Annotated in this window: 14 protein-coding genes; 6 read left to right on the forward strand and 8 right to left on the reverse strand. The window is 65.6% G+C overall.

Annotation, left to right across the window (positions count from 1 at the left end; all coding sequences use genetic code 11):
• The 4 genes from AAHK21_RS17260 to dksA form a co-directional block, all read right to left on the reverse strand.
• The gene (locus AAHK21_RS17260) at positions 1–2,976 is read right to left on the reverse strand and encodes a sensor histidine kinase (RefSeq protein WP_172670868.1); all 2,976 of its coding nucleotides are present in this window, start codon (positions 2,974–2,976) and stop codon (positions 1–3) included.
• A complete protein-coding gene (locus AAHK21_RS17265; protein ID WP_003250005.1) occupies positions 2,960–3,136 on the reverse strand; it encodes a hypothetical protein in 177 nt (58 codons plus the stop codon). Before AAHK21_RS17265 ends, AAHK21_RS17260 begins: the two co-directional genes overlap by 17 nt.
• 209 nt (positions 3,137–3,345) lie before the next feature.
• Entirely contained in the window at positions 3,346–4,233 is an 888-nt protein-coding gene (gene gluQRS, locus AAHK21_RS17270; protein ID WP_367857867.1) for a tRNA glutamyl-Q(34) synthetase GluQRS, read from the reverse strand.
• 99 nt (positions 4,234–4,332) lie between these two features.
• Positions 4,333–4,779 carry an RNA polymerase-binding protein DksA gene (dksA, locus tag AAHK21_RS17275; RefSeq protein ID WP_046854085.1) on the reverse strand — a complete coding sequence of 149 codons (447 nt, stop codon included), beginning with the start codon at positions 4,777–4,779 and terminating at the stop codon, positions 4,333–4,335.
• 213 nt (positions 4,780–4,992) lie between these two features.
• Here dksA and AAHK21_RS17280 point away from each other — a divergent pair, with 213 nt between their 5' ends.
• Both AAHK21_RS17280 and sfsA read left to right on the forward strand, forming a co-directional pair.
• Entirely contained in the window at positions 4,993–6,165 is a 1,173-nt protein-coding gene (locus AAHK21_RS17280; protein WP_367857868.1) for a pyridoxal phosphate-dependent aminotransferase, read from the forward strand.
• 3 nt (positions 6,166–6,168) lie between these two features.
• Positions 6,169–6,882: a DNA/RNA nuclease SfsA gene (sfsA, locus tag AAHK21_RS17285; protein WP_367857869.1), complete on the forward strand. Its 714-nt coding sequence runs from the start codon at positions 6,169–6,171 to the stop codon at positions 6,880–6,882.
• On the opposite strand, the gene AAHK21_RS17290 is transcribed toward sfsA, so the two are convergent.
• On the reverse strand, positions 6,872–7,189 hold the full coding sequence (locus AAHK21_RS17290; protein ID WP_367857870.1) for a Rieske (2Fe-2S) protein: 318 nt from the start codon (positions 7,187–7,189) through the stop codon (positions 6,872–6,874). The two genes, sfsA and AAHK21_RS17290, sit on opposite strands and share 11 nt — an antisense overlap.
• 162 nt (positions 7,190–7,351) lie before the next feature.
• On the opposite strand from AAHK21_RS17290, the gene AAHK21_RS17295 reads away from it, so the two are divergent.
• From AAHK21_RS17295 to AAHK21_RS17310, 4 genes are read left to right on the forward strand one after another with little or no spacing between them, the layout of a single operon-like run.
• Positions 7,352–8,236 (forward strand): hemin ABC transporter substrate-binding protein, encoded by an 885-nt coding sequence (locus AAHK21_RS17295; RefSeq protein ID WP_367857871.1) that lies wholly within the window; start codon positions 7,352–7,354, stop codon positions 8,234–8,236.
• Between the two features lie 50 nt (positions 8,237–8,286).
• Positions 8,287–9,270, forward strand: a complete 984-nt coding sequence (locus AAHK21_RS17300) for a FecCD family ABC transporter permease (RefSeq protein ID WP_367859000.1) — start codon at positions 8,287–8,289, stop codon at positions 9,268–9,270.
• Positions 9,270–10,037 (forward strand): heme ABC transporter ATP-binding protein, encoded by a 768-nt coding sequence (locus AAHK21_RS17305; RefSeq protein ID WP_367857872.1) that lies wholly within the window; start codon positions 9,270–9,272, stop codon positions 10,035–10,037. The genes AAHK21_RS17300 and AAHK21_RS17305 overlap by 1 nt, the downstream gene beginning before the upstream one ends.
• Positions 10,038–10,048: 11 nt before the next feature.
• On the forward strand, positions 10,049–10,942 hold the full coding sequence (locus AAHK21_RS17310; RefSeq protein ID WP_367857873.1) for a ChaN family lipoprotein: 894 nt from the start codon (positions 10,049–10,051) through the stop codon (positions 10,940–10,942).
• 171 nt (positions 10,943–11,113) lie between these two features.
• Here AAHK21_RS17310 and AAHK21_RS17315 read toward each other — a convergent pair whose 3' ends face one another.
• The 3 genes from AAHK21_RS17315 to AAHK21_RS17325 all read right to left on the reverse strand — a co-directional run bounded on the left by AAHK21_RS17315 (position 11,114) and on the right by AAHK21_RS17325 (position 13,622).
• On the reverse strand, positions 11,114–11,398 hold the full coding sequence (locus AAHK21_RS17315; RefSeq protein WP_046854091.1) for a TfoX/Sxy family protein: 285 nt from the start codon (positions 11,396–11,398) through the stop codon (positions 11,114–11,116).
• A gap of 207 nt (positions 11,399–11,605) precedes the next feature.
• Positions 11,606–11,959, reverse strand: a complete 354-nt coding sequence (locus AAHK21_RS17320; protein WP_046854092.1) for a pentapeptide repeat-containing protein — start codon at positions 11,957–11,959, stop codon at positions 11,606–11,608.
• A 100-nt stretch (positions 11,960–12,059) separates the two neighbouring features.
• Complete coding sequence (locus AAHK21_RS17325) at positions 12,060–13,622, reverse strand: AAA family ATPase (RefSeq protein WP_367857874.1); 1,563 nt, start codon at positions 13,620–13,622, stop codon at positions 12,060–12,062.
• Between the last annotated feature and the right edge of the window lie 12 nt (positions 13,623–13,634).

Genomic DNA, 13,634 nt, shown 5'->3' on the forward strand with positions numbered 1-13,634 from the left:
TCAATTCTCTCGACGGTCTCGAATTTCAGGGGACGTCGCTACGACATGCCGGGGCAGGGTCACGCGGATCCGGGTACCACGTTGGCGCTCGATGTCGGCCGGGCTGTCGATGGTGATTTGCCCATAATGCTCTTCCACGATGGAATAGACCAGAGCGAGCCCCAGTCCGGTTCCTTCGCCCGGGTCCTTGGTGGTGAAGAAGGGTTCGAACAGGCGGTCCATGATGCTTTTCGGAATACCGCTGCCTTCGTCCTCGACCACCAGGTCGACGGTGTGCTCGTTGATTTCACTGCGCACGCGCACGGCGCTGCCGGGTGGTGAGGCGTCGCGGGCGTTGGAGAGCAGGTTGATCAGCACTTGGGCCAGGCGTTGCGGGTCGCCCTCGACCCAGTGTTGCGGGTCGCAGAGGTTGAAGAACTGTACTTCGAAATTGCGCCGGTTCAACGCCAGCAGACCAATGGCATCCTGCGCCACCTCGGCCAGGCACACCGGCTCTTCGCTGTTCTGCTGGCTGCCGCCGGCGTGGGCGAAACTCATCAGCGACTGGACGATGCGCGACACGCGCTTGGTCTGCTCGAGGATCTGGCTGGACAGCTCGATGATTTCGCCGTCGCCCTCGCGCTCCTCGCGCAGGTTCTGCGCCAGGCAAGCGATGCCGGTGATCGGGTTGCCGATCTCGTGGGCCACGCCCGCGGCGAGGCGGCCGATGCTCGCCAGGCGCTCGGAGTGCACCAGCTTGTCCTCCAGCGCCTGGGTCTCGGTGAGGTCCTCGACCAGCAGCACCAGGCCGCTGTTGCCCGGGGCCAGCGGCTCGTCGATGGCCGCCTTGTGCAGGTTCAGCCAGCGCGGCTGGCCATCGAGGACCAGGCGCTGCTTGTGCAGGTGTTCGTCGGGCACGTTGATGAAGCCTTGCAGCAGACCGCGCCAGGGTTCGGCAATGGTCACCAGGCGCGAGCCGACCACATGCTTGGCGGCAATGCCGGTGAGCTCCTCCATCGCCTTGTTCCACATCAGGATCTCCTGGTCCTTGGCCAGCGAGCACACGCCCATGGGCAGTTCCTGCAGGGTCTGGCGATGATAGCGGCGCAGAGCGTCGAGCTCGGCGGCAAGGCCGGTCAGGCGCGAGTGATAGTCCTCGAGGCGGCTCTCGATGAAGTGGATGTCCTCGGTGACGTAGTTCTCGTTGCCGGACTTGTACGGCAGGAAGGTCTCGACCATGTCCTGCGCCACGCTCGGCCCCATCAGGCCGGACAGGTTGGCCTCGATGCGGTCGCGCAGGCGCCGCAGCGCATAGGGGCGGCGTTCGTCGAAGGGCAGGTAGAGGTCGCGCAGGGCCTGCTCCACCTCTTTTTGCGCAGCCTTGGCGCCCAGCGGCTTGGCCAGCTGGGTGGCGAACTCCTGGGGTGAGGCGGCATGCAGTTCGCGGCGTTGCGGGCGGCGTACGTTGTCCACCGCGCAGGCCTCGGCGGCGCTGACCTCTTCGCTGCTGGCATTGGTGAACAGCGAGATCAGGGTGAACAGCAGGACGTTGGCCGCAAGCGAGGCGATGGCCGCCATGTGCCAGCTGGTGTCGTCCAGCACGTAGATCATGTCCAGCAACGGGATGTAGAAGCCCTGCAGGTTGCCCAGCAGCGGCAGCAGCATGGTCACCATCCACACCAGCATGCCGGCCAGCAGGCCGGCGATGAACCCTCGTCGGTTGGCGGTCGGCCAGTACAGCACCGAAAGCACCCCGGGCAGGAACTGCAAGGTGGCGACGAAGGCGACGATGCCGAGGTTGGCCAGGCTCTGGTGGTTGTTCTGGGTGAGGTAGAAGACGAAGCCGGCGGTGATGATGGCGACGATCAGCGCCCGGCGGGTCCACTTCAGCCAGCGGTAGATATTGCCTTCGGCCGGCGGCTGGTACAGCGGCAGCACCAGGTGGTTCAAGGCCATGCCCGACAGCGCCAGGGTGGTGACGATGATCAGCCCGCTGGCGGCCGACAAGCCTCCGACATAGGCCAGCAGCGCCAGCGCTTCGTTGTTGGCGGCGATGCCCAGGCCCAGGGTGAAGTACTCGGGGTTGGTGCTGGCGCCCAGGCGCAGGCCGGCCCACAGCACCAGCGGCACCGCCAGGCTCATCAGCAGCAGGAACAGCGGCAGGCCCCAGCTGGCGCTGACCAGCGAGCGCGGGCTGAGGTTTTCGGTGAAGGCCATGTGGTACATGTGCGGCATGACGATCGCCGAGGCGAAGAACACCAGCAGCAGGGTGCGCCAGGGGCCTTCCTGCAACGGCGTGTGCAAGGCGGCGAGGGCGGTCTGGTTCTGCAGCAGCCAGACTTCCAGCCCATGCGGGCCACCGAACACGCCGTACAGCGCATAAAGGCCGATACCGCCCAGCGCCAACAGCTTGATCACCGATTCGAAGGCGATGGCGAACACCAGGCCTTCGTGTTTTTCGCGGGTGGCGATATGGCGTGAGCCGAAGAAGATGGTGAACAGGATGATCAGCACGCAGAAGGCGAACGCCACCCGCGCCTTGACCGGCTCGCCGGTGAGGATGCTGATCGAGTCGGCCACCGCCTGGATCTGCAGGGCCAGCAGGGGCAGCACGCCGATCAGCATGAAGATGGTGGTCAGCGCGCCGGCCCAGGTGCTGCGAAAGCGAAACGCCAGCAGGTCGGCCAGTGACGACAGCTGGTAGGTACGGGTGATCTTGAGGATCGGATAGAGCAGCACCGGGGCCAGCAGGAAGGCCCCGGACACCCCCAGGTAACAGGCAAGGAAGCCGTAGCCATATTGATAGGCCAGGCCGACCGAGCCATAGAAGGCCCAGGCACTGGCGTAGACCCCCAGCGACAAGGTGTAGGTCAGGGGGTGGCGAATGATCGCCCGCGGGATCAGCCCGCGCTCGCTGATCCAGGCCACGCTGAACAGCACCAGCAGGTAGGCGGCGCTGATCAGGATCATCTGGGTCAGGCTAAAGCTCATCGGCATCTCGTTGGCTCTGCAGGATGAAGGTGACGACGATGAGGATCAGCCAGAGCAGGTAGGGGCGGTACCAGGCACCGGTCGGCTCGATCCACCAGTCCATGATGGCGGGGGAGAACAGGTAGATCCCCACCACCAGAAGCAGGACCAAACGATAGATGTACATGCTGGCCTCGAAGGGTTGGGCGCTGCGGTTTGGACTTATTATTGGCGCAAATGGCTGGGGCGATGCTAGCGGGAATCGGGGCTGTTAGCCAAGGGTTTGAATTTGTTGGGCTTTTGAGCCTGGTTTTGCTTGTTCTGGCCCTATCGCGAGCCTGCGCATAGCCAGGCATCGTGGCAGCGGGCTTGCCCCGCGATGGGGCCGCAACTGCCTCAGCGCAAATCAGCCTCGGGCACCGTCATCTGCCGTGCAATGTACTCCGGCCGCCACTGCTGGCGTGCCACCGCCAAAACCTCGGCCGGGCTGGCTCCTGTTAGTGCCGGATCGATCTGCTGCCCCAATGCCCGCAGGGCTCGCAGCAGCAAGGGCGTCGCCTGGTCCACCTCAAGCGGCGGCGAGCGATACGACTTGCCCAGCTTGTGTCCGTCGGGCTGCACGATCAATGGAATGTGCAGGTAACGCGGCTGCGAGAAGCCCAGCAACTCCTGCAGGTACAGCTGGCGGGGCGTGTTGTCCAGCAGGTCGGCGCCGCGCACGATGTCGGTGACGCCCTGCCAGGCATCGTCCAGCACCACCGCCAACTGGTAGGCATAGAGCCCGTCGCGGCGCTGGATCACGAAATCGCCCACCTCGCGCCCCAGGTGCTGTTCGAACGTACCTTGGACGCGATCCGTGAAGCGGTAGATCAATTCCGGCACACGCAGGCGAATGGCCGCGTCTTGCCGAGGATGCCCGGCGTTACGGCAAAAGCCTGGGTAGATACCGTCGTACCCTTCCAGTTGCTTGCGCGAACAGGTGCAGGCATAGGCCAGGCCCATGCTGAACAAACGGTCGACCACGGCGGCATAGGCCTCGTGGCGCTGGCTCTGGAACACCACTTCGCCGTCCCACTCCAGGCCGTAGCGCTCCAAGGTCTGCAGGATCGCATCGCGTGCCCCGGGCATTTCCCGGGGCGGGTCGGTGTCTTCCATGCGCAGCAACCAGCGGCCTTCGACCGCGCGGGCGTCGAGCCAGGAGGCGAGGGCGGCCACCAGCGAGCCGAAGTGCAGAAAGCCGCTGGGGGTGGGGGCGAAGCGGCCGATGTAGCGGGAGTCGTTCATGGATTGCACAGCTATATAAATGAAGACGGGGCGTACCGATTGCAGGAGCGGGCAAGCCCGCCTCCACAACCAGTACGCCCCGTCTGCTAGGTTCTGGAATCAGCCTTTACCGACAGTCTTTTCCTTCTTCTCGGCAATTTCCTTGCAGTCGAAGCACAGGTCGGCGGTCGGGCGGGCTTCGAGGCGGCGCAGGCCAATCTCGATGCCACAGGAGTCGCACCAGCCGTACTCTTCGTCCTGAATCTTCTGCAGGGTCTTGTCGATCTTCTTGATCAGCTTGCGCTCACGATCGCGGTTGCGCAGTTCCAGGGCGAACTCTTCTTCCTGGCTGGCACGGTCAGCCGGGTCTGGGAAGTTGGCTGCCTCGTCCTTCATGTGCGTCACGGTCTGGTCCACGCTCGTCATCAACTCAAGCTTCCATGCTCCCAGAAGCTTGGTGAAGTGCTTGCGCATGGGCTCCCCCATGTACTCTTCGCCCTTGGTTTCTTTATAGGGCTCTACACCGTACATGGACTGACTGGTTTTTTGCTTTTCTACGGTGGACATGAATAGACCGCCTCTCACTCATCTGATCCAATGCGCAGGCTTGCTTCCATCGCCGGCACCCGCCGGCCCTGCGACTGCGAGCCGCCGAACTTACCAGATAGATCCGGGGTGCGCTACCCCGCCCTATGCCTGCTATTGACAGCAGGCCGGGCGGCACGTTCGCTGCGGTGCACAGGTAGAATCACCAGTTTAGACCCAATTGAGAGAAGGCCCATGGCTCAGCCACACAGTGCGCGCAGTCGCGCCATCGAACCCTTCCACGTGATGGCCCTGCTGGCGCGCGCCAACGAGCTGCAGGCTGCGGGCCACGACGTGATCCACCTCGAGATCGGCGAGCCGGACTTCACCACCGCCGCGCCGATCGTCGCCGCGGGCCAGGCTGCCTTGGCCGCCGGGCACACCCGTTACACCGCTGCCCGCGGCTTGCCGCAACTGCGTGAGGCAATCGCCGGGTTCTATGGCCAACGCTACGGTGTGGACCTCGACCCCGAGCGCGTGCTCATCACCCCGGGCGGTTCCGGCGCGCTGCTGCTGGCCAGCAGCCTGCTGGTCGATCCGGGCAAGCACTGGCTGCTGGCCGATCCGGGCTACCCGTGCAACCGCCACTTCCTGCGCCTGGTCGAAGGCGGCGCGCAGCTGGTGCCGGTGGGGCCGGAGGTCAATTACCAGCTGACCGCCGATCTGGTCGAGCGCCACTGGGACAAGGACACGGTCGGTGCCCTGGTGGCGTCGCCAGCCAACCCGACCGGCACGGTGCTCGATCGTAACGAGCTGGCCAGCCTTTCCAAGGCTACCCGCGAGCGCCATGGGCATCTGGTGGTGGACGAGATCTACCACGGCCTCACCTACGGCATGGATGCGCCGAGCGTGTTGGAAGTCGACGATGAGGCCTTCGTCCTGAACAGTTTTTCCAAATATTTCGGCATGACCGGCTGGCGCCTGGGCTGGCTGGTGGCGCCGCCGTCGGCGGTAGCGGACCTGGAAAAGCTGGCACAGAACCTCTACATCAGTGCTCCGAGCATGGCCCAGCATGCCGCGCTGGCCTGTTTCGAGCCGCAAACCCTGGCCATCCTCGAGGAGCGCCGCGCCGAGTTCGCCCGCCGCCGCGACTACCTGTTGCCGGCATTGCGTGAGTTGGGCTTCGGTATCGCCGTGGAGCCGCAAGGCGCCTTCTATCTGTACGCCGATATCAGCGCGTTCGGCGGCGATGCCTTCGCGTTCTGCCGGCACTTCCTCGAAACCGAGCACCTGGCATTCACCCCGGGGCTGGACTTCGGTCGTCACCAGGCCGGCCACCATGTGCGTTTTGCCTACACCCAGAGCCTGCCGCGCCTGGAGGAGGCGGTGCAGCGCATCGCCCGTGGCCTGAAAAGCTGGCAGGGCTGACGGATGCTGTTTCCGCAACTGGAACAGGCGCGCCTGCTGCGCCGCTATAAACGCTTCCTGGCCGACATCGAACTGGCCACTGGCGAGCAGCTGACCATTCACTGCCCCAACACTGGCTCCATGCTCAATTGCATGCGCGAGGGCGGGCAGGTGTGGTTCAGCCGCTCTAACGACCCCAAGCGCAAGCTGCCCGGTACCTGGGAGATCAGCGAAACGCCCCAGGGACGGCTGGCCTGCGTCAACACCGGGCGCGCCAATGCGGTGGTGGAGGAAGCGTTGCGGGCCGGGGTGATCACGGAGCTTGCCGGGTTCACCACGCTCAAGCGTGAAGTGGCATATGGCGAGGAGCGTAGCCGTATCGACTTCTACCTGGAGTTCGCCAATGGCGACAAGGCATACGTCGAGGTCAAGAGCGTGACCCTCGGTTACCCCGATACCGCCGTGGCGGCGTTCCCCGACGCCGTCACCCAGCGTGGGGCCAAACACCTGCGCGAGCTGGCCGCCCTGGCACGCCAGGGCATCCGTGCGGTGCAGCTGTATTGCGTGAACCTGACCGGCATCGAGGCCGTGCGCCCGGCCCAGGAGATCGACGCCGCCTACGCCCAGGCACTGCGCGCTGCGGTGGCGGAAGGGGTCGAGGTGCTGGCCTATGGCACGCGCCTGGATGCCCAACAGCTGGTCATCGACCGGCCGCTGCCGGTAATGCTCAATCCGTAAGCCAGATGCCCTGGCTGTCTTCCCGGCAGTCCAGGGCCTCCAGCCATTCGCCCGCGCAGGGGCCAGTAATGCATTCGCCGCTTTCTATCAGGAACTGGGCCCCGTGATGGGCGCACTGGATCAGGCTCGCGCTGCCATCGAGAAAGCTGTCCGCCGCCCAGTTCAGCGGGATGCCCCGGTGCGGGCAGCGGTTGCGATAGAGGTGGACCGTGCCCTGGCGGCGCACGCCGAACAGCGCTATGCCGGCTACGCTGAAGGCGCGGCTGTGGCCCTCGGCGAGGTCGTTGGAGGCGCAGAGAAAATGCATCGCAGCGGAGTCTTCCGGTTAAGCCGTGTGACAAAGGGATGGCTTGACGCTTCAATGCGAATAATTATCAAATTGCCCGCATTCGTCGCGCCAGGCTGTCTATGGTGCGCACTTGTGCCGCCCGCCACAAGGTGTGCTGCCCGCCCTCTGCAAAGGAATCCGATGATGCGCCGTCCCGCTGCCTTGATTGCCCTGTGCGCCGGTCTTGCCCTGTCTACCCACACCATGGCCGCCGAGCTGCCACAGCGCTGGGTGAGCGCCGGCGGTGCCTTGAGCGAGTGGATCAGCGCCCTGGGCGGTGAGCAGCGCCTGGTCGGCGTCGACACCACCAGCCAGCACCCCGAGTCGCTCAAGGCGCTGCCCAGCATCGGTTACCAGCGCCAGTTGTCGGCCGAAGGCATCCTCAGCCTGCGCCCTGACGTGCTGGTGGGCACCGAGGAAATGGGGCCACCGCCAGTGCTGGCGCAGATCCGCAAGGCCGGGGTGCGGGTCGAGCTATTCTCCAGCAAGGCCGAAGTGGGCGCGGTTGACGAGAACCTCAAGCACCTGGGGGCATTGCTCGGCGACGAGCACAAGGCCAAGGCGTTGGCTGCCGATTACCGTCAGCAGCTGGAGGCGTTGCACAAACAGGTCGAGCAGGCCCAGGCCGGGCAGAAGGCGCCTGGTGTATTGCTGCTGGTCGGGCATGCCGGCGCCAAGCCGATGATCGCCGGGCAGGGCACTGCCGGGGACTGGGTGCTGCGTCAGGCTGGAGGGCGCAATCTCGCCGACCACCAGGGCTACAAGAACTTCTCGGTGGAAGCCCTCGCCGCGCTGAACCCGGACGTGGTGGTGTTCTCCGACCGGGCCCTCAGTGGCGAACAGGCCTTGCAGGCACTGATCAAGGAAAACCCGGCCCTGGCGACGTCCCGTGCGGTGCGCGACAAGCGCCTGCTGTCGCTCGACCCGACGTTGCTGGTCGGCGGCCTCGGCCCGCGCCTGCCGGCCACCCTGCATGAGCTGGCCGCCAGCTTCTATCCCGCCGCCAAGGCCAGCCTCAATCCATGATGCCGCGGGTTCGACCACGTACGTTGTTCATTACCCTGGCCTTGCTGTGCCTGCTGGCGGTGTGGTTGTCGCTGGCGCTGGGGCCGGTCAGCCTGCCGCTGTTCGATACCCTGCGCGCCGGCCTGCGCCTGGTCGGGTTGCCGGTCAGTGGCGAGGGCCTGGAGCAGGCCGAGATGATCCTCGGCCAGATCCGCCTGCCGCGAACCTTGCTGGGGCTGGCGGTCGGCGCGGTGCTGGCATTGTCCGGCGTGGCGATGCAGGGGTTGTTCCGCAACCCGCTGGCCGATCCGGGGCTGGTCGGTGTCGCCAGCGGCGCCGCCCTGGGGGCCGCGGTTGCGATCGTCGGCGGCAGCTGGCTGGGCGGCATTCCTGACTGGTTCGCGCCTTATCTGTTGTCGTTGTGTGCCTTCGTCGGTGGCCTGGGCGTGACAGCGATGGTCTATCGGCTGGGGCGCCGCGACGGCCAGACCAACGTGGCGACCATGCTCCTGGCCGGTATCGCGATGACCGCGCTGGGCGGCTCGGCGGTGGGCCTGTTCACTTACCTGGCCGACGACGCCACCCTGCGCACCCTGACCTTCTGGAACCTGGGCAGCCTCAACGGCGCCAGCTACGAGCGGCTGTGGCCCTTGCTGCTGGTGGCGGCGGCCGTGGCCTTGTGGCTGCCGCGCCGGGCGCAGGCGCTCAACGCCTTGCTGCTAGGCGAGTCGGAGGCGCGGCACCTTGGCATCGAGGTGGAAAAGCTCAAGCGCGAACTGGTGTTCTGCACCGCGCTCGGCGTGGGGGCTGCGGTTGCCGCCGCCGGTCTGATCGGCTTCATCGGCCTGGTGGTGCCGCACCTGGTGCGGCTGGTGGCGGGGCCGGATCATCGGGTGCTGCTGCCGGCCTCGTTGCTGGCGGGCGGTACCTTGCTGCTGTTCGCCGACCTGATCGCGCGCCTGGCCCTGGCCCCGGCAGAGTTGCCGATCGGCATCGTCACCGCCTTTATCGGGGCGCCATTCTTCCTGTTCCTGCTGGTGAAGGTGCGCAACTGATGCTCGACGTCCAAGGGCTGTCTCTCAAACGTGGTGGCAGCCAGGTGCTGCACGACATCAACCTCACATTGCGGCCAGGGCAGGTGCTGGGTGTGCTCGGGCCCAATGGCGCCGGCAAGAGCAGCCTGCTCGGCGTGCTGTGTGGCGAACTGGCGCCGAGTGCCGGGCGCGTGCACCTCGAGGGTCGTGGGCTGGACGATTGGCCGGGCCAGGAGCGGGCCCGGCGCCTGGCGGTACTGCCGCAGGCGTCCAGCCTTGGCTTTGCCTTCAGTGTCGCGGAAGTGGTCGGCCTCGGCCGCCTGCCCCATGCCAGCGGCCGTCAGCGCGACCGGGAAATCGTCGAGGCGGCGCTGGCGGCGGCGGATGCTCAGCATCTGGTTGAGCGCAGCTACCTGGCGCTGTCCGGGGGGGAGCGCCAGCGCGTGCACTTGGCGCGGGTGCTGGCCCAGCTGTGGCCGGGCGAGCCCGGCACCACGCTGTTGCTGGATGAGCCCACTTCTGCGCTGGACCCGCTGCATCAGCACACCACGCTGCAGGCGGTACGCAGTTTCGCCGACCGAGGCGCGTCGGTGCTGGTGATCCTGCATGACCTGAACCTGGCGGCGCGCTACTGTGACCATATTCTCTTGCTGGAGCAGGGCCGCAGCCATGCACTGGGCACACCGCAACAAGTGCTGACACCGACGGCGCTGCGGGCGGTGTTCGGCATCGACGTCCTGGTGCAACCTCATCCGGAGCGCGGCCATCCGCTGATCATCACTCGCTAGGAGCCATCGCCATGCGCCATCCCTTGCTGTCCGGCTTGTCCATCTGTTTGGCGCTGGCGCTCGGCGGTTGCCAGGCGAGTCTGCCGCCCGTGCCGGGCTGGCAGGGGACCGAGGGCCGCGACAACGTCCAGCTGGGGCAGATCATCGAGTTGTCCAGCGGCCAGGCATTGAGCCCTGGACAACTGGTCCAGCGCCTGGCCGATGCGCCACGGGTGCTGGTCGGTGAAAAGCACGACAATCCTGACCACCACCACTTGCAGCTGTGGCTGCTGCGCGCCCTGCAGAGCCGCCGCGCGCAGGGCAGCCTGCTGCTGGAAATGCTCGAGCCGCAACAGCAGGCGCTGGTCGATGCGCAGAAGGGCAAGGCAACGCCTGCAGCCGACCTGCCGAAGGCGCTCGCCTGGCAACCTGGCTGGGATTGGACGCTGTACGGGCCTATCGTGCGCGAGGCCCTTGGCCAGCCATACCCGCTACTGGCGGCGAACCTGTCGCCTGATGAAGTCCGCCAGGCCTACCGCCAGCCGGCGACACCACCTGGCGAACGCTCCAATGCGCCGGCAGTGGTGCAGGCGTTGCTGGTACAGGTGCGTGCCGGCCACTGCAATCTGCTGCCGGAAAGCCAGCTACCGGCGATGCTGGCGGTGCAGCAGCAGCGTGACCGGCGCATCGCCGAGCGCTTGCTGGCCGCGCCGCAGCCGGCGCTGTTGCTCACCGGCAGCTACCATGCGCGCAAGGATCTCGGCGTGCCGCTGCACCTGGCCGACCTCGACGCCAAGCCCGAGGACAAGGTGCTGTTGCTGGCGGAAGTGGGGGAAACGGTCGAGCCGGCCATGGCGGACTTCGTCTGGTACACCCCGGCGACACCGGAGCAGGACTACTGCGCCCAACTGCGCAAGGGCCACTGAATCGCAGGCAAAAAAAGACCCGGCAAAAAGCCGGGTCAATAACCGTGATTAGCCTGATGAGGAGATAATCTGAGCGTCCGAACCAGGGAGCATTCAGGTTACCCAACCGGTCTCGCGACCAGTTGTGATAATCATAACGATTCTCATTTCGGAGTCAATGCCTTTGCACAATTATTTTTCGTTCTTTTGTGATTGGGCTGGGCACTTGGCATCGAGCTGCTGGTTCAACGCCTGCTTGCGTTCGACCGGCAGGTCATTCCAGTGCATGTCCAGCAGGGCGCCCTCGATGGCGTACAACAACACCTTCGAAGCCCGGAATCCTCGCGTTCTCACGGCCTGATAGGCACCCACCGCGCCGAGCCGGCGCAGGTCCGATGCACTGTGGATGCCGACGGCATGCAGCCATTGCGCGGAGGTCTTGCCAAGGTTTTTCAGATGCTGCAATTCATCGTTCATCGAGCCTCCTTGCGATGGCTGAACGGGTCGTGGGGATAAATCGCGAGCAGGTCAATGAGGAGTGTAGCGGGGGTTGTGGATTACGCGGCCTTTTGCCATCGGCGCCGACGGGATGTAGCGCTCTGGCTGAACGGGAGCGGGCAAGCCTGCTCCCACGTGTGTCCGATCCACAAGGTTCGTGGCCACCGCCTTGTGCAGGCCAGACGCTTACCCTTGGCGTGGGCTGCGATAACGCATCCGCGTCCCGAACTTCACCGACATCAGGATCTCATCGGCGCTCAGCTCGGCCGGGAAATACGTCCCGGAGATCTGCGCATGGGCCAGGCTCGCCCCTTCCAGGCCGTTTTCCCGCAGGTCCAGCCCGCGCAGGTCGGCGGCACGGAAGTAGGCGTCGGAAAAGTCGATGCCGCGTACATCCAGATCGCGCAGGTCGAGGCCGCGGAAATCACCGCCGCGAAAGTCGATTGGTGAATCGCTGGGTTTCTCGCGGTTGAACGCCGCGATCTTCTCGTCGCGGATCATCGAGTACAGGACGTTGTCCAGCTGACGGGGCTGATTCATGGCGGCGCCTCCTCCGTGGGGTGTGATGATATTGTAATGACATCACTGGAGGGGCGCCGGACTTCAGGCGTGAACTGTCGACTGCTTCACGCCTGATGGCTCAAAAGCCGGGGAAATGCTGGCGGATCTGTTCGATCAACTGGTCCATGCTGGCGCTTTCCTGGGTGTTCACCCGCTTGCTGTGCTTTTGCTCCTCGGCATCGAGCGGATCGCGCGTCGCTTGTTGCGCCTTGACCACCTCCAGGGTGGCGTCCGACGGGTCGATGGCCTCGGCCTGGCGTTGCGCCAGCCAGCTGGCGATCACTGCGTCCGGGGCATGGCAGTCGAGGATCAGGAACGGCACGCCGGTCTCGCTGGCGACCTCGGCCGCGGCCTTGCGCTGCTCATGCTTGAGGTAGGTGGCGTCGAGCACCACCGGGAACCCGGCGTGGAGGATGATCTCTGCAAGTTCGTGCAGGCGCTGGTAGGTGGCAACGCTGGCCTGCTTGTCGTAGATGCCGGCCTCCAGGTGACCGGCATCGGCCGCCGATTGTTTGCCGAACAGGCGCTTGCGCTCCACGTCCGAGCGCACGCGCACTGCGCCGAGAGCCTCGACCAGGCGCATTGCCACGTGGCTCTTGCCCACTGCCGAGACGCCCTGGGTGATGGCCAGCAGGCGCGAAGGGATGGCGCTGTAGCTTTCGGCCAGGTTGGCATAGTTGCGGTAGGTGCGCAGGGTGGTGGCGCGCTGCACGCCGTCGGCCTCGGCCGGCATGCTGAACAGCGCGACCTTGGCCCGCACCAGGGCGCGGTAGGCCTTGTAGAAGTTCAGCAGTTCCAGGCCCTGGTAGTCGCCGGTCAGCTCCAGGTACTGGCTGACGAAACGCCGCGACAGGCACTTCAGGCCGCGGTCCTCGAGGTCCATGGCCAGGAAGCCGACGTCGGCGTAGACGTCGGTCAGGCGGAAGGGTTCGTTGAACTCGATGCAGTCGAAGATCACCACCTTGCCGTCGATCAGGGTGGCGTTGCCCAGGTGGATGTCACCGTGGCATTCGCGAATGAAACCGTTGGCCTTGCGCGCCTCGAGCAGGCCGTGCAGGCGCTTGAAGCTGTCCTGGGCCCAGGCTTGCAATGCGTCGAGCTGCTGCAGGTCGGCCTTGTCGCTGAGGAACGGGCGGATCTGTTCGAAGTTCTGCTCCACCGGCGCCATCACCGCGTCCGGCGTGCCCAGCGGGTGCTCGACCGGCACCTTGGGCGCCTGCAGGTGGAACTCGGCGATCTGCCGCGCCATCTGGTCGATATGCCCGGCATTCAGCTCGCCGTTGGCCTGCAAGGTGCTGAGCATCTGGCCTTGAGGGAACTGGCGCATCTTCAGCGCGTATTCGATCGCCGGGCCTTCGCCGTCGATCTGCGGCGCTTCGACGCTACCGGTGATCGGCAGCACTTCCAGGTACAGACCTTCGGTCAGGCGCTGGTTCAGGCGCAGCTCTTCGTTACAAAAATGCCCGCGCTGGTCGAGGCCGGTGAAGTCGAGGAAGCCGAAGTTCATCGGCTTCTTGATCTTGTAGGCAAACTCGCCGGTCAGCAGGACCCAGGAGATATGCGTCTCGATGAGCTCGAAGCCCGCGACAGGGTGCGGATAGAGGGCGGGGTTCTGCAGAGCGCTGATCAGGGCTTGGCTCACGGATCATCCTTC

The organism is Pseudomonas sp. TE50-2, from assembly GCF_040813665.1.
In the GTDB taxonomy this organism is placed as follows: domain Bacteria; phylum Pseudomonadota; class Gammaproteobacteria; order Pseudomonadales; family Pseudomonadaceae; genus Aquipseudomonas; species Aquipseudomonas soli.